Here is a 22,747-nt window from a genome sequence, read left to right on the forward strand (position 1 = left end):
TCGATTGTTTCGGCTGACAACTCGATTGTTTCGGATGACAATGCCATTGTTTCGACCTGCAAAAATTAACTCACGCTTTTTTTAACCTTGTTCTATCTAAAAATCTCACTTTATTGTTAGATTTTTTGTTGTAATGGGCACATTAAAGGTATACACTATACCAATATACTTATATGCCCGCCCAAGATAAAACCCGTCGTTTGCCTTCTCAATCAATTAGTCAAGATATAAACTCATTTCACGGCTTGCAAACCATCAGCACATATAACACAACCCGTACTGACGCTTCTGTAGCAAACTTACAGCAAGCTTATCAAGCGATGTTGGCGCAGCAACAATCCGAAACTGAAAAACTAACTTTATATCGTGCTGCAACCGATGCTGCGCGATTAGCAGAATGGGAATTTCATAATGCTGTATTAGCGATGAAAGAAGTAATCCGCGGACAATATGGCTCAGATAGCGATCAAGCTCAAGCCGTTGGACTGAAGAAAAAATCAGAACGCAAGCGTCCCAATCGTAAAAAGTCAGTTGCGATGGCGTAACCGCCCGCCAGAAGCGATCGCTAACTTTTCTCTGGGTGCAATCGCCCATGTCGAAAAATTGTAATTTGTTTAAACCGACCTTTGATTACTAGGAAATAATCTTTACTCCAAATTCAATCTATCAAAATAGGGAACTAATTTCATAACTATTGATGCGAGAAGTTCTATCTAGGGATCGATATGGATAATAAGCCAAATGAAGTAAAAATAGTATACTAAATCACATGAGATTGTATTGTATGAAATCCAATTATGTTGCAAAACAACTTTCCACAGTAAAACGCTGGATGGCTACAACATTACTTTGTATGTTAGCGATTGCTTTTGTTTGGCAAGGTGCATTTTTCTCCAACACCTCAGCAATGGCTAATCCTGCTGGAACCTTGATTGCATATGATGATGCAGATCGCGCTCAAGACAAAGCTAATAGAGATGCTGGACGAACCAAAAATTTCATTGATGATACGGCAGATAAAGTTAAGGACGCTGCCAAGAGCAATGCCAGTAAAGTTGACCAAGCAACAGACAATGATAGCTTTATTGGGCGCAAAGCAAAGAAAGATGCCGCTACAATTCAGAAAAGAGCAACTGAAGATGCATCTCGGACTAAAGAAGCAGTAGACAACACAAAGAATGTTGTTGAACGTACTGTTGAAAACATTAAGGATGCTTTTGTTAAATAGAGATATAGAATAGCAATCCGATTGGATTTGCGAAAATCGAAAGCTTTGAATTTCCGACTTCTTAAAAAAGTCGGAAATATTGTTGTTTACGAGTAATTTCGGAAAGTCTCAGGTTACGTCAATATTATTACAACAATTTACAGGTAGTTAAACGTTATGGTAGAGTAGCTAGCTCTGCATCCCTACAGGGGATTGTAGTTAAAGCCTCGTTTTCAGTTGGAGATTAACGAGATAAGATACAGAAATAATTTACTAAATACATGAAGTTAGATCAAGTAATCGAGTAGCTTTAGATACATACTTATCACAGTTATAGGAACTAGCGATCGCTGATAAAATTAGCTGCTGTCACTGAAGAAGAGCAAAAACTCTAGTTAAAAATTTACTAGTAATTATGCTAGATATATAGCTGTAAATTAAAATATTTGATTTTCTTTTTTACTAACTTACAGATGGCAAAATTGAGTCATCTGCTTAGGGAACTTCCGCAAATTACTCTTAAAAAACTTGTTTTTATATACGCATCACAGGCATTTTATAAGTAGCATTACTCACGGAAAAATGTGTTATAACTTTAACTGATTGGAATCTTATTTGACGAATTGTTAATGGTTAACAAATTTTTCACCATCATCAATTAAGAAGTTATACTTTCCACTACAACTTAGTAACAATGTAAAAGTTTGATTCTGTGGACAACCCGACCGTGGGAAAATCAAAATACCGAGACTCGAAGTTAGAGAGGAAAACCTTATAATATGCATCTGAGCGAAATCACCCATCCTAATCAGTTGCACGGTTTATCTGTTCGCCAACTGCAACAGATTGCCCGTCAGATTCGAGATAAGCATCTTCAAACAGTAGCAGTTAATGGTGGACACTTGGGGCCAGGGTTGGGTGTTGTCGAATTAACACTAGGACTTTACCAAACACTGGACTTAGATCGGGATAAAGTGATTTGGGATGTAGGACACCAGGCTTATCCCCATAAACTGCTTACAGGACGTTACGATCGCTTTCACACCCTTAGACAAAAAGATGGAATTGCGGGTTATCTTAAACGGGGTGAAAACAAGTTTGACCACTTTGGGGCTGGACACGCTTCTACAAGTATTTCAGCAGCATTGGGCATGGCTTTAGCGCGAGACTTGAAAGGAGAAAAATTTAAAGCCGTAGCTGTGATTGGGGATGGGGCACTAACTGGCGGCATGGCTTTAGAAGCCATCAACCACGCCGGCCACATGCCGAAAACCAATCTGTTGGTTGTTCTCAATGACAACGATATGTCCATATCTCGCAACGTCGGCGCGATTCCCCGCTATCTCAACAAAATGCGCCTCAGCCAACCGGTGCAATTTATTAAAGATAATCTTGAGGAACAGTTGAAGCAAATTCCCTTCGTTGGCGAATCCCTCTCACCCGAACTTGGACGCATCAAAGAAGGTATGAAGCGCTTGGCTGTTCCAAAGGTAGGTGCAGTTTTTGAAGAACTCGGCTTTACCTACATTGGGCCAGTGGATGGGCATAATCTTGAAGAACTAATTGCCACCTTCCAACAAGCACATCAAATACCAGGCCCAGTTTTGGTACATGTGGCAACAGTAAAAGGCAAAGGTTATGAAATTGCCGAACTAGATCAAGTTGGCTACCACGCTCAAAGCCCCTTCAACGTCGCAACTGGTAAAGCCATTCCTTCTAATAAACCTAAACCTCCGGCTTATGCCAAAGTCTTTTCTCACACTCTAGTGAAACTTGCCGAACAAAACCCGAAAATCATTGGGATTACTGCGGCTATGGCAACGGGGACAGGTTTAGATAAACTTCAAGCAAAACTGCCCAATCAATATGTTGATGTCGGCATTGCGGAACAACACGCAATTACCCTAGCAGCAGGACTTGCAAGCGAAGGGATGCGCCCTGTTGCAGCTATTTATTCCACCTTTTTGCAACGCGCCTACGACCAGATAATTCATGATGTCTGCATCCAAAACCTGCCAGTATTCTTCTGCTTGGATCGGGCAGGAATCGTCGGATCTGATGGGCCCACCCACCAAGGTATGTATGATATTGCCTATCTGCGTTGCATTCCCAACATGGTAATTATGGCTCCCAAAGACGAGGCAGAACTGCAAAGCATGGTAGTAACTGGCGTTAATCATACCAGCGGGCCGATCGCTATGCGTTATCCTCGTGGCAATGGCTATGGTGTCCCTCTGATGGAAGAAGGTTGGGAACCTTTGGAAATCGGCAAAGGCGAGATTCTGCGTACAGGCGATGACGTGTTAATCGTCGCCTATGGCACAATGGTTTATCCAGGAATGCAAGCTGCTGAAATTCTTAGTGAACACGGCATTGAAGCAACTGTAATTAATGCGCGTTTCGTTAAGCCTTTAGATACCGAGTTAATTTTGCCTTTAGCGAAGAAAATCGGCCGTGTTGTCACCTTAGAAGAAGGTTGTATCATGGGTGGCTTTGGTTCTGCGATCGCCGAAGCTTTACTAGATGCAGATATTCTTGTTCCTGTCAAGCGATTTGGTGTACCAGATATATTGGTAGATCATGCTGAACCCAATGAATCTAAGACAGAATTAGGTTTGACTAGCCATCAAATAGCAGAGAGAGTGTTGCAAGCTTTCTTTAAGCAGCAAGTATCTGCTGTTGTTTAGTTAATTCTTTGTAGTAATAAATCGCCCACACTTGTGATTCAGGTGTGGGCGATTTGCTTATGAAAATGGCAAATTTTCGTACTGCTGCAATTGTGCGATCGCAATAAAATTAAATAAGTCGGAAGTCGGATATCTGAAAGTCAGACACTTGGTTCCTGGTATTTGACTCCTCGTTTTTGATGACGGTTATCAGCAACGATATGATAAACAATGCTGCGTAACCGATTGATTGCACCGACCGGACGATGCACTGCTAAACCATTCGCAGGAGAAAAACTGAGATTTTCCCCAAAGTCACTTTCTTTAGGAGAATTAACCTGCTGATGCTTAACTGTCAAGCGACCAACTGTAAAGAAGGGTGATTCCTCTTCATTCCAAACAATGGTGGTATCATCAATGGACATTTCCGGGCTAGTTTGAAATTGGATTTGAAAGTCCCAACTATATTCAGCATCAGGTTTTGCTAAAGCTTGAATGATATCCTCTCGGTAGTAGTTGTCCTCTGAACCCGAAGCTTTGGCACGCTGAAGCTCACTTTCTGGTCTGGACTCCAGAGGAAGTTTTTGATGAGGTGATTGACTGGAAACTGGAGTAAATCCATATTTAATCACAACCGGATATTCCACAGGAACTCGCCCTGGTTGAGATGGATCGAAATCAGATTTGAGTCCCAACGAATACGCTGAAGCACTCCAATAGCGTTCTATGAGCAAACTTTTGGGAAAGCGTTTGAAACTGTTTTTTAGAAGTGTAGCTTCGTAGGGATGCGACTTTAGCCATAAAAGCACCAACAGCTTAAAAAGCGGAAACAGCCCTGCTCGATAAACCGTCAAGAAAAAGCTGTGGAAGTCTTTGATAGTTCTAACAAAAAAGAATTCGGTATTGTGAGTAATAATATCTTGGGTTTTTAACTCGTGACTTTGCGGTAGTCGTTCTCCTTCTACCCCGATCACTTTTACGGACATGGAGCGCGTATCTCCTTCATAATCATTCTTTACTGAAAACGCACCATTTGCAAATCGTAGCCAAACCGGATATTGTTTCGGTTTGGCAAATAAACCTTGTTTTATGGAAATGGCTTGAAGTTGAGCTTCTGTTAATGAGGCGCGTTTGCTCAATTCCTGCTTAATTGCTGCTTCATCAAAGTCAAAGATTTCTAGAGTTCCTTGTACAGCAGCGTTGGTTTTAGAGTGGGTATCTCTTTTTGCAGTTTTTTTCTTCTCACCACCGTAAAGATTATCCATGTTCTTTTTGACTAGCTCACTCATGCGATCGCAATATTTGAGTTCGTCTTTTTCTGGATATTCGGTAAATAGTTTCATTTTTTTAAAGGTAAAATTAATTAGAAAATACTTGATGTATCTTAAACAAGTAGGGTGTGTTTTATTATTCGTAACACACCCAAATTTCTTAGGTAATCAAACTGGGTGCCAATCTTCTCGATAAAACGAAATTCTATAGTTTTTACCTTCAGGAATGTTGCGATGCACCACTTGGGAGAGAGTCTTTGTATTCTGAATTTCTTCCCAACCTACGCGTGAAAAAGTTTCTGGATTGAAGACACTTTCTGCTAGCAGAGGATTGGTAAACGCTTGAGAAAAAGCATCAATTCCTATCAGTCGTCCGACTAAAGGTGGTAAAGCTGAATTTTGTCGTAAATCTTCTGCATAAAGACCGACGTACAGCTCAATGTTATCTACATGACCATACAATCGTTGCAGTTCTTTTTGGACTTTTTCATCGCCACTAATCTGATTGAAGTTGGTTATGCGGGGATACTTACATAATTCCCGATAATCGTTATAGCTTCTTAATTTTGCCTCACGACCCATGCGAATACTAGCTATTTCAGTGGGAATGAGAAATTCAGGTGTATTGAATAAACTCAGTTGCGCCGCGGGTTGGGAACAACTTTCTTCAAAGATGGCTCCTAATCCCTTGTTGATAATCATGTCGTTGTTCCACATCGAGGCAGGCATGGGAAGCTTTTGTCCGTTGTAAGTTAAAGTATCGGGTAGCATACTATGCCAACGATAGACTAAACTAAATTCCACCGACATCCAATTATGGCGATACCACTTTTCATCAGTGAACGCCAGGGGATCAGTGAAAAATTGAAAGTGATAGGGAGTGATGTGGTTGATGTAATCTTCTAAAACAATCTTGAGAAATTCAGCCATGACAATATTTCTTGCCGTTTGGAAAAGGCGTTCATCGTCCCAAGTTGGATAATTTTTTGCTAACAGATCGCACACGCGATTATGTTCCCTTAAGGAAAGAACATTCAGCATTACATAGCCGATTTGCACGTTTGCTCGTTCTATTTCCAGCCCCATCGCAAACAACTTCTGTTTCTTTTCTGGAGGGAACGTTTCTGCTTTTGGGGTGTCGTTGGTGTAAAGATGGGGCAACCCGTTAAATTCTTCTTTGGGTTTTCCATCTTCATCATAATAAAAGAGAGGATATTCTTCTCCATTAAGAATTTGGCTTTTTAGCTTACCGCCTTGATACGATCGCAGCAGGTGTGTAATCTTTGGATTTAACCCATAGACATTGCACATATCGATGTGGTGGTTGGAGCTATTCCTGCGTGGATCGTGGCGATCGGTTCTAAGAAAGCTATCTGTAAACCATTGAACAAAATAGGGGAAAATTAGAGAGGATTTAGGCGAGTATTTCGTTTCACCAGTTTTGCGATACAAAATCTCCAAATCTTGAATCGGCGGCAGATTTTTCTCGAACTTTTCAGCGGGCGTTAAATTAATGCCGATATAGTTTTCATTGGTCAAGGGTTTCCAATCTAGCGGTGGTAGTTGGAGTCCCGAATATGTTCGATCAATCAACGAATCCCAGGATGTATAGGGAGACATTGTACTAAACGGATAGGGGCGAGTGGGAATTTTTAAGATGGCATTGTTAGTGAGAGTTTTGTTGACTTTTCTGGCGAGACCTGGGTTGCTTTGAATAAAGTTCCAAATTGGTTTAAAGCCGGTTAAAACAGCCGTTTCAAGTTTATTTTTAAACCCATCTCTTGATGTGTCTCTTTTTGCGGTCATAATTGTTTCTCTTTTAGAATCGCTTGTTTCTGTTTGAAAATAACGCTTATTTCTGCTGATGGTTTTGGCAAGACTAAAACATCAGTAGGAGGGCTAAAGCGGCAGGTGCTCCTTGAAACAACATTATTAAGAAATTAATTGAGTTTATCGATAATCTTTTGTAGATTCTTGGGTCGATAGTCCTTGCGACTTTTCAAACGATTGATCGTGCTTTCATGAAGGTCTTCAATGACATCGCTGACCTCACGAAACTTGATTCCGGCCAATTTAAAGAATCCAACATCATTCTTAAAGTCACATTCATAATTGGGGTTAATGCCTGTCGGAATCACGCTTGGATCTAAGTCAAGCCCCAATCCCAGAACACCGATGGAATCAATCATCCACTTTAAGGCAGCATCTGATAAGCCGCTATGTTCTTCCGTTCCACCACCAACGCAGCCGTGTTCACCAGGAAACCACTTTTGAATCACTCGCTGGTTTTCAGCCTCAGGATGCTTTTTCATGGGAGTGACGTCAAAAACTTCGCGGATTTCGTCGATCGCCATCGCGTGCAATGCATTCTGAACATATTTGTTTAAAGTGGTATCATGGAATCTGTACCGCTTATTTAGCTGCTCGTGCAACTTGCTGAAGGCGGGCATCCCAGGAATCCCAAGAGCACCTACAGTGTCAAAACAACCGAGCAAGGTGATAGGGACACGCTCACCGAAAGTTTGACGGTATTCTACAGCTTCCTTATCCTTGGGTTTAATACCCCGGTTACGGTAAAGCTCGTAAGCTTCATGTGCTTTGGTCACATGAGGGCGGTCTAGAAGACCGGAGCAATAGATCATCCCTGATAGACTCCTAACTGTGTAAGCACCGCGACTGAACCCGAACAGATAGATTTCGTCACCAGAAACATAATTGAGACTCAGAAATCGGTAGCAATCTTCTATATTTCTATCGATTCCTAGTCCGGTAGCTCCCCCTAAAACCTTTTGACTTTCGGTTCCAATGCCCTCGTCATAAAATATGATCTGTGTAACCCCGTCATTGGCGATCGGTTTCACGGATTGAGCTAACTTAACCACATTGCTTGGGTAAGGACTTATTAATTGTTGCCAGGTTCCATCACAGCAAATAACAATACGTTTCATAGTTCTATTTCAAAGCCTTTAAGTAATTAGGTTAACGATGTTATTGGTTTGTTAGACCACTTTTCACTAACTAAGTAAAAAAAGATTTTATGAGAGCGATCGGCTTGATCAACTGAAGATAAATGATGGTGATTTATGAAAAATAAATAAACGTGCGATCGCTGTATCAATTTTAGGTAAATGTTCTTACTTAACTCCCTTCACCAATAGCAATAAAATTAAAAGCTGATTTTTCTTTCGTCACTGCGAGTTCTGAAGAACCTGTGCCAGATTGTTGTTTAATTCCTAAATCCCAGATAGCAACTTCCGCCTTGTTTGGAGTTATATCTTTAACAATAATTTGATTATCAGCACCCCAATCTTTCAAAGTAGCTACCACGCTGGGAGGTTCAACAAAAGGTTGTAAAAAAGTAATTACATAGGTTCCTGTATCCGGTGACTTAACTTCATATCCTTGTCCAGTTTGTTTTGTTCCATCTTCACCAACTGTGCCGTAAATAATTTGTTGTGTCATTTTTTTTACCTTTAGATGTTTTATGGGAGTAAAGCGCGTTAAAGCAATGCAATAACGCAACCTCTACCTCATCAAATTTCAGTCAACTTAGCTTTTAGCGGCTCAAGTCTAGTTATTTGTTTCCTGGTAACTGCTGTGGTTGTGCAGGATTAATTGAGATAGGTTTGAATGGCTTGAATGTGTTGATATCTACACAGATGGTACTATCCAGCTTGGTTCTGAGTTCAGCGCTGAAAGTAACTAGCTGCTCAACAAGAGCCTGGCGATCGGTTAAGCAGCCTTTGATTGCCATGAGTTCTCCCAAAGTCCACTCATAGAGATGTCTGTCTGCGTTGTTAATGATCACCGTCAGTTCGTTTCTGATTCTCAAAATTTGATTGAGAAGCTCGTCCACTTTGATGTTGATCACATTCGCTACCTGGATGTTGAATGACTCTCTATCGCCTATTATGTTGATCACTTCATCGACATACTGTGTAACCAGAGTTATGAATGTCTGATTCCACTCGTTGCGGACGTTCTCAATCTTGGTGTCAATATCTCTGTAGACGTTATTAATCTTGTTGTTAATTTCAGTGCTGTTGACAACGAAGTTCAGAATCCTGTTGTTAATTTCAGTACTATTAATAACAACACTCTCAATCTTCTGATGTATTTGAGAATTATCGTTCAAGATATTCTCAATCTTCTGAGTTAATTGAGCGTTATCAAAAATTTGGTTAATGACAATGTTGTTGGTTACATTGTGCTGTAAGCGCCGATCAACGTACTGGTTTAATACGTCATTCTCATTGACAATATTCTGAGTAATTAACTTGACGTAATTTTGTAGCTTTTGCTCGTAGCTGTCATCGATTTGCTTGCTAACATACTGATTAATATCAGTATTGTTATTGACGATGTTTTGAGTAATTAATCTGACAAATGTTTCTCTGCCACCTATTATGTTTATCAGTTCATCAACTTGCTGTGTAACCAAACTGATAAATGTCTCATTCCACTCGTTGCGGACATTCTCAATCTTGCTGTTAATTTCAGTGCTGTTGGTTACAAGGTTGACAATACTGTTGTTAACTTCAGTGTTGTTGTTTACAGTTTGCTGTAAGCGTCGGTCAACGTACTGGTTTAATACATCATTATCATTGATGATGTTTTGAGTAATCCCTTGGATGTGATTTTGTATCTTTTGCTCGAAGGTGCTGTCGATTTCCTGGCTGACGTACTGACTAATCTCAGAATTATTGACGGTGTTCTGAGTAATTAATCTGATGAATGCCTGTCTGCCACCTATTATATTGATAACTTCATCGACTTGCTCTGTAACCCGACTGATAAATGTCTGATTCCACTCGTTGCGGATGTTCTCAATCTTTTCGTTAATTTCAGTGCTGTTGGTTACAAGGTTGACAATATTGTTGTTAACTTCAGTATTGTTGTTTACAGTTTGCTGTAAGCGTCGGTCAACGTACTGGTTTAATACATCATTATCATTGATGATGTTTTGAGTAATCCCTTGGATGTGATTTTGTATTTTTTGCTCGAAGCTGTTGTCGATTTGCTGGCTTACGTACTGGTTAATTTCAGTATTATTATTGATTATATTCTGGACAATAACGTTGATGTTATTGCGTATCTTTTGCTCAAAGGTTTGGTCTATTTGCTGATCAACATGCTGGTCAATGTACTGATTGAGTTCCTGCTTCTTGACAATGTTGTTGATAATTAATCCAACGTTGTTACGTATCCTTTGCTCAAAGGTCTGGTCTACGTACTGGTTAACCTGCTGATTAATTCTCTTTGATATCTCAACGTTGATCTTATCTTCCATAAGCTTGTCTAAGTAGCCAGACCAGCCTTGCAAATGCTGGTTTAGACTAAACTCCATCTGCTGTATATAGGCATCCATTGAGAATCTGACCTTTGCCACTTCTACAGCCAAATTCTTGAAGTGCTTCTCGTAGTTCTTCAGCAGCCAATTTTCAAGCTGATCCCAATACTTAGCCTCCAGCGTCACATCGGCTTCATCTGTCACTTTGATAGATGCATTAATTTGCTGTAACTGCTCCTCCCACTTCTTTTTAAACTCGTCTTCGTTAAAACGGAAGGTAAACTCTACTGAGCTGTTCGCACCTACTGCTTCACGACTCACAGATCCACCTGAACCTTGAATATTTGTAACCGTCTCGGTTGTACTATTTGTAACAGATCCCGTTGTAGCAGCCTCGGTTGCACTATTTGTCACAGACCCTGTTGTAGCAGCCTCGGTTGCACTATTTGTCACAGACCCTGTTGTAACAGTTGCCTTATTATTCTTCTGTTTTTTATACTTCTCAGTCAGTTCAGTTGCACTTACTGGTTCTATTGCCAGAATAATTTGACCTTCGTTATCATCTTTGTAGGTGTCAATAAATAAACCTAATAAGGTAGTTTTTTCTTTGACCTCTAAAATTACTTCGTCTTTCAGACCATTCAATGAAAACCAACTTTCTTCAACTTCTATGCCAGTCAGTTTTGTAATAAATTTTCCACTTTGAACCAAAATCAAAGCCCAAGGTTCTAAGTCAAACTTCTTACTATCAGACCAATAGGTGGCATTCCCTTCACGAATTTTTATCTGATAATTTCCAGGGGTTAATTCCACAAAATTGGAACCCGATTGTTTTAAGCTAGACAGGTTTGTTTCATCCAGCAGATAACAATTGCGTTTACTGTCTACTGTTAAAGTTTGAGTGCTGAAAAATGGTTTATTACTGGTAATAGAAAGATTAATTGTTCCACTGTTGTCAGCATTATTGACATCAAAAAACAAGGCGTTGAGAACTGCTTTCTTTTTGACTTCTAACTTCAAACTATCATTATATCCATTTAAGGTTGTCCAGGTTGCGCCTACTTCAAAACCTGTGCTTTTATTGATAAATGTACTACCATCAGCCCCATATATCCAGAGGAGAACAAATGGTTCTCCTTCTGTTTTACTTTGGTCATAGCTGTAGCGACCATCAGTAATTTTGATATCAAAACTACCTTTCTCGAAAGTAAAGGAAGTTGCAACATTTTGTTGCAGGTTGTTCATCTGATCGCGGTCGATAACGTAACAATTATTTTTGGTATCGATGGTTAAAATATTCATATTTTCTTCCTTGATCGCTTGAATATCTTGAGATTTTGTCTTTTCCAATTTTTCGTTTGAGTTTACTTCCGGAGCGATTTCTGTTATTACTGCCGTAGCTGGTTCATAAATAGTGATACCTGCCCAACGACCGATAGGATCGGTTATAGTAACTAAAGTTCCAATACCCGTGGTAGTATCAATACAGATTAATTGACCGTCTTTACCTAACTTAAAGAAGTTGCCAGTCACGCCATAAAGAATATCACCGACAAACTCCATACTGGCAAGATCAGCAAAGCCAATATCGCCAATAATTTTGACTTCACCTGTCTCGATATTGGAGCTTGCTAATAATTTCTTCTTGTCGTAACCAATCAAGGTAATATAAGCTTTACCATCAGCATCAAAGGCAACTTCGCCACAGTTATAGTCTTTATCAGCTACCGTTACTACTGGTGTACCTTTTCCTGTTTCCAGATTAATCGCAATCAGTTGTTTAGCAGTTGTGGCGTAGAGGGTATGATGCTGGCTATTATATGCTAAACCAGATGTAGCAAAGCCAATATCACCAATTACAGTAGCATCACCTGAATTGAGGTCAATTTTAACTAGTCTGGTCTTATCGCCCTCTCGATCTAGTCCATATAGTTGGGAACCGACAAAAGCAATATCAGAAACCTCTGTAACTATCTCGCCAATAAAAGTAGCTTTACCTGTGACTAAATCTAGAGTATAAAGTTTGCTTAATTCATTGGAGACACAATCTTGGATATAAACTGCTCCTGGTTTGAGCTTAATTGTTTTAGCTGTGCGACTCCCACAGATAACTTTTTCTAAGACTGCACTAAAACCACCGATAGCATCTTTATCTGTAAAAGATTGTCCACCTGTTGAGGTTGCAATTCTAGCGTATTCAGTTTTGATACCTGCTTGATGCTTGCTCTTAGAAGTTCCAAAATAGGTGTGAACAGTAACTCCTGCTGTTTGGGCTTTTTGAATAGCCAAATTAGCAGCTGTAATATCCTTTTGCTCTGTTTTATCTCCACCGCCTTCCAATGCTTCATCGCCGAGATAAAAGATAGCTCGTGCTGCACCTTCGCGCCAATCAAAGTATTCTGAAATATCTTCAATGGCACGGGCTGCATCTTCTTGCGCTCCTGCTGACTTTAATTCTCCTCTTTTTCTACCCCGGAGTTTAGATTCAGTCACTTTAGACTTTTGAGTCAGATAATTTCTGATAGTTTGGGCAAAGTTTGTCCCTTTCCAAGTACCTTCTATCCCTAACCAAACTACTTTTAAATCTGATGGACAACTAGATTTAGCTTTAGCGATCGCACTCGCAGCAGCATCACTCAAACTTTGGGCTTCATCTTTCATCGAAGGACTAGTATCGATGACGATCACTAAATCAACAGCAGGTATATAATTTGCTTGTTTATTCATACTTGGTTCCTTTTTTTCCTTTTGGAATAAACTAAATAATTTCATATTTGAAAAGAGTAATAATTTTCAATATAAAAAATTAAAACCTAGTCTTAGATAATAGTTCACTCATTTTAGTTATTTATTAAAACACTTCATTTTCAATAAAGCAATTACATAAATGTTATATATTTAACCTGTAATTAAGATATTTTAAATGTTTATGCATAAAAATAACATTTTGTCAATACATAAATGTCATAACTAGCCTTTCAAAATGAGTAAAAATTTTGGTTAAGAAAATCTTCTTTAATCTTTTTACTGCATATTCTATGTGTACTTAAAATTAAATAAGTTACTTAATTAAGGTAGAAAATGCTGTAGTTAATGAAATTTGGTTTTTAAAATAAAATTATCAGTATGCATTAAAGTAAAAAATGTTGCTTATTTACTAACAACCTATTGCTATGACACCTTCCACAAACCAGGTTTATCCCGTTATTTGGCATAATTACTCAGTGTCACTAATCGATCAAACCCGTCTACCCAACGAATATACATTTGTAGAAATTCACCGCAGTGAAGATATGGCGCGGGCGATTAAAACCATGATTGTGCGAGGTGCGCCTGCAATTGGTGTGGCTGCGGCTTATGGAATGTATCTTGGTGCAAGAGAAATTGCAACAAGCGATCGCCACGAATTTTTGCAACACTTAGATAAAGTAGCCCAGTTGTTACGTTCTACTCGTCCAACGGCGGTAAATCTATTTTGGGCAATTAGCCGGATGATGAAAACTGCCTACGAAACGCTGGGAACGGTAGAAGACATCAAGCAAACCCTTTTCCAAACAGCCCAAGCAATCAATACTGAAGATTTGCAAACCTGTCAGGCAATCGGCGACAATGGTTTAGCAGTTTTACCGTCTACCCCAGAAAAGCTAACGTTACTTACCCACTGCAACGCTGGGGCGCTGGCTACTGCTGGATATGGCACAGCCTTGGGTGTGGTGCGTTCTGCCTGGAGGGAAGGACGTTTAGAACGTTTGTTTGCCGACGAAACTCGTCCTCGCTTACAAGGTGCAAAACTCACCGCTTGGGAATGCGTGCAAGAAGGGATTCCAGTGACATTAATTACTGATAATATGGCAGCCCATTGCATGAAACAGGGTTTGATTCATGCTGTAGTTGTGGGTGCTGATCGCATTGCTGCCAATGGTGACACTGCCAATAAAATTGGTACATATAGTGTTGCGATCGCAGCTAAAGCACATAATATCCCCTTCTTTGTGGCTGCACCCCTTTCCACCGTTGATTTTGAATTAGCCGATGGTAGCAAAATTCCCATTGAAGAACGCGAAACAACAGAAATTTATCAAGTTGGTGATACGATTCTCACACCTGCTGGTGTAGATTTTTACAATCCAGCTTTTGATGTGACTCCGGCTGAGTTGATTACAGCCATCATTACAGAGAATGGAGCGATCGCTCCAGGGGAATTAGTGAAATCACAGATAAAGCAAGTAGCTTAAGTAGCTGAACAAAAATATTTATAGTCATTGCGAAGTTATGAAGCAATCCCAAACTTTTGCGATTGCTTTATTTCACTTTGTTACACTCCCAATGACATTGTGTAATTAATTCTGTCCGACTACTTAACATCAATCCTGTATAAAGATCAAGATGCATATAACATTAGGATCGGACTTTATAAAAAAGTACTGCCAAAGCCGGCTAAAATGCTTGAAATTGAAACTGTTCCGCTCAATTGAACAGCATTGATATCAACTTTTTTAATCGGAATTATGTGATGAAAACTAGTAAATCTTTGACGATATTGACTATCTGTGCGCTGTCAGCATTCACCATTCCATTTGCTATGAATCTGCGCCAAGCGAATGCCTACCCCAAAAAGGATTGTGATAGGTTTGCTGTTGGCACATACCTGATAACATTATCTGGTGCATCCTCAGCCCGCGAACTGCTAACGTTGACCCAAGATGGCAACTTTTTCGCCTCTGACTCGAGCCAAGCCGGCATTTCGGGTACGGCTGGGGTGGTGGGACAACCCTTTGGTAATATACAGGGACGTTGGAAGTGTACCGGGAACAGGGAGATCACCGTTACGGCACTCAACTTCGGTTTTCCAACTGGGACATTATCCGCTAGCGTTGTTCGAGATGATTATCATATAACGTTCGATTCCACAACTCACGCAGTGCAAGGGACACTGACATTTCGTTCCTTCCCTTTAAATGCCAATCCGCTAAATAGAAATAATGATTCGTCGGTGAAGTCGTTCACAGCCACTTTCACAGGGCAGCGCATCAACGCTGATTAAATCAACTTACTGAGCACTTGCCAACGCTCTACATGATCTAGAATGCCCTACAAAGCCTCTTAATCCCTTAGACGTTAATCTTTCGCATATATCGCTGTCGAATTCACGTCAGGTTAAGAGGCTTGAACCTAGCGTGGAAATTCTATTCGCTAGGACTTAAGTTGACGTTAGTGTACTTAACCAAAATGCTGAATAATTGCCTCGGCAAATTCAGAACATTTTAAGGGTTCAACTGGTGGTTCTAGCAACCGGGCTAAATCGTAAGTGACTTGACTACTCGCGATCGCATCGCTTAAACCTTTCTTAACGAGGTCTGCGGCTTCTTGCCAACCCATAAATTCCAGCATCATCACACCAGACAAAATCACTGAACCTGGATTAATCCGATCTAAGCCGGCGTGTTTGGGTGCAGTGCCGTGGGTGGCTTCAAATATGGCACTAGCATCACCAATATTTGCCCCTGGCCCCATTCCCAATCCCCCAACAATGGCGGCGGCAGCATCAGACAAGTAATCACCGTTCAAGTTCATCGTCGCCAGAATCGAATATTCATCCGGTCTGGTTTGGATTTGTTGAAAAATACTGTCAGCAATCCGGTCATTCACCAAAACTTTATCTTTCCATTTACCATCGCCGTGGGTTGCCCAAATTGAGTTAAGAACAGTTTCAACTTCCTTGACAATTTGCGCTTTCTTTTCTTCAGTGAGACTATCAAACCCAGGTTCAATCTGGCGGGCGTTTTCTTCTAAGGAAATATTAGGGTTATTTTCCTTGTTACTCAAAATCCAAGATTCTTGTTCAGTAACAGTTTCTTGGCGAAATTCACTGGTTGCTAATTCATAACCCCAATCGCGGAAAGCGCCTTCGGTGTACTTCATGATGTTGCCCTTATGCACCAGAGTCACTTGTTGCTTGTTTTTGGGCAATAGCAAAGCGTGTTTGATGGCACGTCTGACTAAGCGTTGGGAACCAGTTTTGCTGATGGGTTTGATGCCAATACCAGAATCAAGAGGAATGCGTTTTTTCCCATGTTCTGGGGTGGCAGGGATCAATTCTTCATTGAGAATTTTAATTAAGCGATCGCCAATTTCGCTACCTTGTCGCCACTCAATGCCTAAATAAATATCTTCCGTATTTTCCCGATAAACAATTACATCCAGCTTTTCGGGATTTTTGTGGGGTGAGGGCGTACCTGCATAGTAACGGCAAGGACGTACACAGGCATACAAGTCAAAAATTTGCCGCAGCGCCACATTTAAAGAACGAATTCCCCCCCCAACGGGAGTAGTCAAAGGCCCTTTAATAGCTACACCATATTCTTCAATTGCTATGAGAGTGTCTTGAGGTAAATATTGATAAGTACCGTATAAATCACAAGCTTCGTCCCCAGCGTAAACTTTAAACCAACTAATTTGACGCTGACCCTTATATGCTTTGGCTACCGCAGCATCGAGAACTTTTTGGGTAGCAGGCCAAATGTCTATACCTGTACCATCGCCCCGAATAAAAGGGATAATTGGATTGTCCGGTACGATTGGTTCACCATTTTTGAAGGTGATTTTTGCTCCAGTTCCGGGGGGGGTAATCTTTTCGTACATCGTTCACACACTCCTAATCGATACGCTGCTATTCAAAAAATCCTTATGTGGCAGGCTTGTATATTTTGCTATGTCTTTTGTTTACCAAGCCATAAGGCACAGATTTTCCCCCTACTCCCCTTGTACATTATTTGGGAATTAAGTGTGGGATTTCAGTGAAGCGATCGCAATTTTGTACGATCAAAAATAGTAAACTACTTTTCGCTATCAGTGACTTCACCTTGGAGAATGCCCGATAGCTTACCGCTCTTTCACTGACCGCTAAAGCGAGAATGGCATGACAGACCCAATGATTTTATCAGGCCCTGCTAATGACATCGACTCCCTCCGACAACCGTTAATCGCTGGATCTGAAAAAGTCCAACAACAGATAATCCCACAGTTAGCTGAGTTGGGTAATAAGGGATTAGACGTGTTGATGGAATTTTTACTGAAACGACGTGAAAACCCAGCAACTTGGATTGATGGCAAAGCCTACCAAGTCCTTTACAACTCTGATATACCTCAAGTAAAAGAGTTTCTGCGCTCCTGTTTTCCTGAAGGAATTGTACCTCTAAAATCAGAGTGCGGGATTAACTACAATTTTTTGCAACAGCTACTAGCTGTTCAAGACTTCCAAGCAGCCGATCGCGTTACCATCGAAAAAATGTGCGAACTATCAGGGCCAACGGCTGTACAACGAAAATGGTTGTATTTTACTGAGGTAGAAAATACCTCGGCTGTTGACTTGCAAACTATTAACAACCTCTGGTTAGTCCACTCCGAAGGTAAATTTGGTTTTTCAGTGCAGCGAGAAATCTGGTTAAGTTTGGGTAAAAACTGGGAGAATTTCTGGCCAAAAATTGGCTGGAAAGCAGGTAATAATTGGACGCGCTACCCTAACGGGTTTACCTGGGATTTGAGTGCACCTAGAGGTCATTTACCCCTTTCTAATCAACTTCGGGGAGTACGAGTTTTTGCTTCTTTACTTTCTCACCCTGCTTGGACAAAGAATCCAGAAAAATGATTTTGAGTCTACGTACAAATAGATTATAATCAATCCCAACAACACAGAATTATACGTCATTATTTAACGGGATGAAGATGGCTACTATGTCGGAGAAATACCTCAGCTACAAGCCTGTTACAGTCAAGGAGAAACAATTGATGAGTTGATGGCTAATATGAAAGAAGTAATTTAACTTTGTTTAGAAACAAAAAGTGATGAAAAAATACCAGAATTTATAGGTATTCAAAAGGTAGTGATTTAATAATTTCATGAAGTTTGAGTGGGACGAAAATAAAGCGGCAATAAATCTTTTAAAACATCAGGTTTCGTTTGAAGAAGCCAAAACTGTTTTCGATAATCCGCTCTATGTTGACTTCTACGATCCAGACCACTCTGATGATGAGGAGCGTTACCTTATTATTGGAGAGTCAAATCGGGGACACTTACTAATCATGTCGTATACGGAAAGAGGAAATTCGATTCGTCTCATTAGTGCAAGAGAAGTAACGCGAGCCGAGCGAGAAGCATATAAAGAAGGGTAAGCCATAAATGGAAGAGGATTTGCGTTCAGAGTATGACTTAAAAAGCCTAAGAGTCAGAAAATTCGGCCCTGAACGAAAAAGCTTTGGTAAGACAACAATTCGTTTAGAACCTGATGTTGCAAAGGTTTTTCCCAATGCCGATGCCGTCAATGAAGCTCTAAGATTTCTGATTAGAGTTGTGCAGGATAACCAAGTTTCTGCACTTGCAAAGCAGCCTCACAGTTCCTCAGAGGGGGCGGATAAAAGCCCCTAGTACTAAATTGGAGGTTACTTGCCGCAGATCCCAAACTAAAAATATCAAATTGGATAATGGCCAACGTTCGTCTAGAAGATATTAAGCGTAGATTCAATAACGTCACTGCGATTGAGGATATTACCTTTGAAATTCCCGATGGCGAGTTTTGGGTTTTAGTCGGGCCATCGGGTTGTGGTAAGTCTACAATTTTGCGAACGATCGCCGGTTTAGAAACCGCTACATCTGGCAAACTCTATATTGGTGATCGCTTGGTAAATAATATCCCAGCCAGACAACGAGATGTAGCGATGGTGTTCCAAAACTACGCTCTCTATCCTCACATGAGTGTGGCAGAAAACATTGGCTTTGGCTTACAAATGCGGAAGGTTGACCGAAAAATCATTCAAGAACGAGTGATGAATGTAGCGCGATCGCTTTCTCTGGATCACCTGCTGGATCGTAAACCTAAACAACTTTCTGGGGGACAGCAACAACGAGTAGCATTAGGGAGAGCGATCGCTCGTGAACCCCAAGTGTTTTTACTTGATGAACCTTTATCTAATTTAGATGCCCAATTGCGCGATGATACCAGGGCAGAATTGAAACAGTTACATCAACAATTAGGTATTACAACTATTTACGTCACCCACGATCAAGTTGAAGCAATGACTTTGGCTGATAAAATTGTCGTGCTAAATCGAGGGCGGATTCAACAGATTGGCGATCCCCAAACTATTTATGCAAATCCTGCTAATCAGATGGTGGCAAGTTTTTTAGGCAGTCCGCCAATGAATATTTTGCCTGCAATCTATCAAAAGAATTGTTTTGATGTGAGTGGACAATTATTAGCAATTCCAGCAGTTGTAAAAGAAAAATTACAGTTGCGTCAGGGACACAGTTTTGATTTGGGGATTCGTCCAGAGCATATAAAAATAAACACTGACTCAGAACAGGCTGAACGCCCCGCTACCGCTAACAGTACTTCAAATTCAAGACTATTATCGGTTGAAGTTAAAGTTGTGGAACCTTTGGGAAGAGAAACTTTGATTCGTGCTGGTTTACCTGGTTCGGCAGTGATGTTGAATATTCAGGTAGGCGGTGATATGCGTCTTCGTCCAGGCGATCGCCTTTCTCTACAGCTCGATTTAAATCAGTTGTTTGTATTCGATCCCAAAACTGGGGACAGAATTTTATAAAGAGTTTCTTAAACTGCCAGAAGTAATCGCTAATTTCTAATTTTTTGTAGCCAAAATCTAAGAAAATGAAAACTGCAATAGAGACTGAATAGATTCGCTGCAAAACTTATATGACTATTAATCGACGCCATTTCTTGGTTTTACTTACATCAGGTGCTGGTGCTTTTGCATTAGACGCTTGTGCATCGGCAGAGAAATCTCCTCAGGGAAACACTGCAACTTCCAACACAACACCAAATATAACAGCAAATATAACACCAAATACAACAGCAAATACAACGCAAAATACAACAGGGGCTATCCAACTACCACCTTTACCTTACGCTTACGAAGCACTAGAACCACACATTGATGCTAAAACAATGCAATTTCACCATGATAAACACCACGCAACTTATGTGAAAAACCTGAATGCAGCGTTAGCCAAACACCCAGAACTCAAAGGCAAAACTGTTGAAGAACTGTTGCAAAAACTTGACAATGTACCACAAGATATTCGCAAAACAGTACGTAATAATGGCGGTGGTCATGTCAACCACTCAATGTTCTGGCAAATTATGAAGCCGAAAGGTGGGGGAGAACCAACAGGAAATATAGCCTCCGCGATTAATCAAAATTTTGGCTCTTTTGCAGCTTTCAAAAAACAGTTTAACGAGGCTGGTGCTGGTCGTTTTGGTAGTGGTTGGGTTTGGCTAGTGCGTAACAAGGGTGGCAAGTTGGAAGTGGCAACTACAGCTAATCAAGATAGTCCCTTTAGTGCAGGTAAATATCCCATTCTGGGTAATGATGTATGGGAACATGCATATTATCTCAATTACCAGAATCGCCGTGCCGATTATTTAGATGCTTGGTGGAACGTGGTTAATTGGGATGAGATTAACAAGCGGTTTGCAGCAGCCAGCAAATTTGCTTAAACATTGGGACACGGAAAGATAGAAAAAAAGTTTATCTTCTGCTCTGTCAAAGTAATTCGTAATTATAATCAGTGTGGGCTGCTGTAGCCTTTATAATTCAATACGCTTGGGTTAAGAAAATAGTAGGTTGGGTTGAGCATAAGCGTTATCCAACAAAGTTTTGATCTTATTGGGTTTCATTCTTCAACTCAACCTACACCAGTATAATTTTTAGGCTTAACTGAACTGTATTACTTTATAATTACGAATTACGAATTACGAATTACGAATTAGTTAAAGAGGCTTTTGGCTAGGTATACCAATAGCACGCGGAAACTGAACTGGTGTGGTGCTTATTTTACGCAAATACACACAGTGCCGGATGCTGTGACTTAAGGGTGTTGTAAATTGTTCGATTGATTCAATGACGCCACCCAACTGGTTCACAGCATTCTGTAAAGCAGCTGTTTCATCCTCTGTCCAATTACCGCGATAAATTATGGCTAAACCTCCCTGTTTGAGCAGTGGTAGAGTATATTCTGCACAGACAGAGGCTGACCCTACGGCACGGATCAATGCAATATTATAAGCTCGTCGATGCTGTGGGTGCTGACCAATTTCTTCCGCTCTACCAACAAGAGTTTTGGCATTAGTTAAGGCAAGTTCACTTAATATATTGTCGAGGAAAGTAATTTTTTTCCGAGTGGAATCGAGAAGAGTAATTGTGCAATTAGGTACAGTAATTGTCACTGGAATACCCGGAAAACCTGCACCTGTACCAATATCGATGAGAGCGGGAGAAGCAGAAGAGAAATTTACTGATAACAGAGATGCAATTCCTCGCAAAGAATCCCAGAGATGTTTTTCCCAAAACTCTTGGGGTTCAACAATCCGAGTTAAATTTTGTTGGCGATTCCCTTCTAGAATTAACTCATAAAGCTTTTGAAATTGTGTTTGCTGTTGAAGAGTTGGTTGCCAATTGAGAGTTTGCTGCCAGATTTCTGCCATTTCAGGCAATAAGTTTGTCATTTGTCATTTATCATTTGTCATTGGGCAGGGGGTATGAGGCATTCTCTTTCTCCCCTTGCCCCCTGCTCTTTTCTCACACAGTTGGTAGAGGTTCTTTAACTTTAGATTCTAGTGTCTTTGGGTCTACTGATTCTAGTTCGCCGTGGTTAAGTGTCCAGCAACGGTCTGCGATCGCTAACAGATCCCCAGCATCGTGTGTCACTATCAACAATGTCCAATCTTGTTTCAGTTTCGCTAATAAATTTACCAGTTGCCGACGCATTGACCAATCTAAACCAGCTGTGGGTTCATCCAATAACAGTAAATTTGGCTGGCGAATTAATTGCACTGCTAAAGCTAAACGTCGTTGCTGACCACCACTCAAAGCATGGGGAGCAGTAGATAGGGATAAATGCTCTAATCCCACCTCACTCAGCGCCTGTCTGACTCGTTCTGACCCTAACTCAGGATGTCCTAAACGTAATTCTTCTAAAATCGAACCACCACAAAAGTGTCGCTCTGGAAACTGAAATACCAACCCGGCTAATTGTTGTAGCTGTTCGGCTAGAAGTTCTTGTTCCCGCCAGAAGAGAGCGCCAGTGGTGGGTTCGGCTAGTCCCGACAAAATTTCTAGTAAGGTACTTTTACCCGAACCACTCGGGCCAATAATCAGACCTAGCTGCTGGGGTGCTAATTCTAAATTGATCGATTTGAGAATCGCTGTTGGGCACGCTGTCGGATGATAATTTACATTTCGGAGATAAAGCATTTGTTAAGATTACCAAAAAGTCAGCAAATTACTGATTAGC

The 22,747-nt window shown here is 40.6% G+C and carries 18 protein-coding genes and 1 pseudogene; 11 read left to right on the forward strand and 8 right to left on the reverse strand.

Translation table 11 applies throughout. The features are described 5' to 3' along the window. Nucleotides 1–173 precede the first annotated feature (173 nt). The 3 genes from ACFE93_RS00005 (at nucleotide 174) to dxs (ending at nucleotide 3,894) form a co-directional block, all read left to right on the forward strand. Nucleotides 174–545 (forward strand): hypothetical protein, encoded by a 372-nt coding sequence (locus ACFE93_RS00005; protein ID WP_375471456.1) that lies wholly within the window; start codon nucleotides 174–176, stop codon nucleotides 543–545. Nucleotides 546–784: 239 nt separating this feature from the next. Next, complete coding sequence (locus ACFE93_RS00010) at nucleotides 785–1,228, forward strand: hypothetical protein (protein WP_375471457.1); 444 nt, start codon at nucleotides 785–787, stop codon at nucleotides 1,226–1,228. A 758-nt stretch (nucleotides 1,229–1,986) separates the two neighbouring features. Beyond that, nucleotides 1,987–3,894 (forward strand): 1-deoxy-D-xylulose-5-phosphate synthase, encoded by a 1,908-nt coding sequence (gene dxs, locus ACFE93_RS00015; RefSeq protein ID WP_375471458.1) that lies wholly within the window; start codon nucleotides 1,987–1,989, stop codon nucleotides 3,892–3,894. 140 nt (nucleotides 3,895–4,034) lie between these two features. Here the strand turns inward: dxs and ACFE93_RS00020 are convergent, their stop codons facing one another. The 5 genes from ACFE93_RS00020 to ACFE93_RS00040 form a co-directional block, all read right to left on the reverse strand. Next, the gene (locus ACFE93_RS00020; RefSeq protein WP_375471459.1) at nucleotides 4,035–5,216 is read right to left on the reverse strand and encodes a catalase; all 1,182 of its coding nucleotides are present in this window, start codon (nucleotides 5,214–5,216) and stop codon (nucleotides 4,035–4,037) included. A gap of 96 nt (nucleotides 5,217–5,312) precedes the next feature. Further along, a complete protein-coding gene (locus tag ACFE93_RS00025) occupies nucleotides 5,313–6,950 on the reverse strand; it encodes a peroxidase family protein (protein ID WP_375471460.1) in 1,638 nt (545 codons plus the stop codon). A gap of 134 nt (nucleotides 6,951–7,084) precedes the next feature. Further along, nucleotides 7,085–8,092: a DUF2235 domain-containing protein gene (locus ACFE93_RS00030; protein ID WP_375471461.1), complete on the reverse strand. Its 1,008-nt coding sequence runs from the start codon at nucleotides 8,090–8,092 to the stop codon at nucleotides 7,085–7,087. Nucleotides 8,093–8,282: 190 nt separating this feature from the next. After that, on the reverse strand, nucleotides 8,283–8,606 hold the full coding sequence (locus tag ACFE93_RS00035) for a hypothetical protein (RefSeq protein ID WP_375471462.1): 324 nt from the start codon (nucleotides 8,604–8,606) through the stop codon (nucleotides 8,283–8,285). A 112-nt stretch (nucleotides 8,607–8,718) separates the two neighbouring features. Then, a complete protein-coding gene (locus ACFE93_RS00040; protein ID WP_375471463.1) occupies nucleotides 8,719–13,161 on the reverse strand; it encodes a hypothetical protein in 4,443 nt (1,480 codons plus the stop codon). 446 nt (nucleotides 13,162–13,607) lie between these two features. Between ACFE93_RS00040 and mtnA the strand changes: the two genes are divergently transcribed. Then, the gene (gene mtnA / locus ACFE93_RS00045) at nucleotides 13,608–14,669 is read left to right on the forward strand and encodes an S-methyl-5-thioribose-1-phosphate isomerase (protein ID WP_375471464.1); all 1,062 of its coding nucleotides are present in this window, start codon (nucleotides 13,608–13,610) and stop codon (nucleotides 14,667–14,669) included. A 278-nt stretch (nucleotides 14,670–14,947) separates the two neighbouring features. Beyond that, nucleotides 14,948–15,478: a hypothetical protein gene (locus ACFE93_RS00050; protein WP_375471465.1), complete on the forward strand. Its 531-nt coding sequence runs from the start codon at nucleotides 14,948–14,950 to the stop codon at nucleotides 15,476–15,478. A gap of 176 nt (nucleotides 15,479–15,654) precedes the next feature. Here the strand turns inward: ACFE93_RS00050 and ACFE93_RS00055 are convergent, their stop codons facing one another. Beyond that, nucleotides 15,655–17,076, reverse strand: a complete 1,422-nt coding sequence (locus ACFE93_RS00055; protein WP_375471466.1) for an NADP-dependent isocitrate dehydrogenase — start codon at nucleotides 17,074–17,076, stop codon at nucleotides 15,655–15,657. Nucleotides 17,077–17,353: 277 nt separating this feature from the next. On the opposite strand from ACFE93_RS00055, the gene ACFE93_RS00060 reads away from it, so the two are divergent. From ACFE93_RS00060 to ACFE93_RS00085, 6 genes and pseudogenes are all read left to right on the forward strand, one after another. Continuing rightward, nucleotides 17,354–18,082, forward strand: a complete 729-nt coding sequence (locus tag ACFE93_RS00060) for a GUN4 N-terminal ARM-like repeat domain-containing protein (protein WP_375471467.1) — start codon at nucleotides 17,354–17,356, stop codon at nucleotides 18,080–18,082. 25 nt (nucleotides 18,083–18,107) lie between these two features. Beyond that, a pseudogene (locus ACFE93_RS00065) lies at nucleotides 18,108–18,326 on the forward strand (type II toxin-antitoxin system HicB family antitoxin). A 7-nt stretch (nucleotides 18,327–18,333) separates the two neighbouring features. After that, complete coding sequence (locus ACFE93_RS00070) at nucleotides 18,334–18,606, forward strand: BrnT family toxin (protein WP_375471468.1); 273 nt, start codon at nucleotides 18,334–18,336, stop codon at nucleotides 18,604–18,606. A gap of 7 nt (nucleotides 18,607–18,613) precedes the next feature. Continuing rightward, nucleotides 18,614–18,859, forward strand: coding sequence for a hypothetical protein (locus ACFE93_RS00075; RefSeq protein WP_375471469.1), 246 nt, complete (start codon nucleotides 18,614–18,616; stop codon nucleotides 18,857–18,859). Between the two features lie 56 nt (nucleotides 18,860–18,915). Further along, nucleotides 18,916–20,037 carry an ABC transporter ATP-binding protein gene (locus ACFE93_RS00080; protein WP_375471470.1) on the forward strand — a complete coding sequence of 374 codons (1,122 nt, stop codon included), beginning with the start codon at nucleotides 18,916–18,918 and terminating at the stop codon, nucleotides 20,035–20,037. A gap of 110 nt (nucleotides 20,038–20,147) precedes the next feature. Beyond that, on the forward strand, nucleotides 20,148–20,951 hold the full coding sequence (locus tag ACFE93_RS00085; RefSeq protein WP_375471471.1) for a superoxide dismutase: 804 nt from the start codon (nucleotides 20,148–20,150) through the stop codon (nucleotides 20,949–20,951). 273 nt (nucleotides 20,952–21,224) lie between these two features. Here the strand turns inward: ACFE93_RS00085 and rsmG are convergent, their stop codons facing one another. Further along, on the reverse strand, nucleotides 21,225–21,959 hold the full coding sequence (rsmG, locus tag ACFE93_RS00090) for a 16S rRNA (guanine(527)-N(7))-methyltransferase RsmG (protein ID WP_375471472.1): 735 nt from the start codon (nucleotides 21,957–21,959) through the stop codon (nucleotides 21,225–21,227). Between the two features lie 73 nt (nucleotides 21,960–22,032). Further along, complete coding sequence (locus ACFE93_RS00095; protein WP_375471473.1) at nucleotides 22,033–22,707, reverse strand: ABC transporter ATP-binding protein; 675 nt, start codon at nucleotides 22,705–22,707, stop codon at nucleotides 22,033–22,035. Between the last annotated feature and the right edge of the window lie 40 nt (nucleotides 22,708–22,747).

Source organism: uncultured Nostoc sp., assembly GCF_964247315.1.
GTDB lineage: Bacteria > Cyanobacteriota > Cyanobacteriia > Cyanobacteriales > Nostocaceae > Nostoc.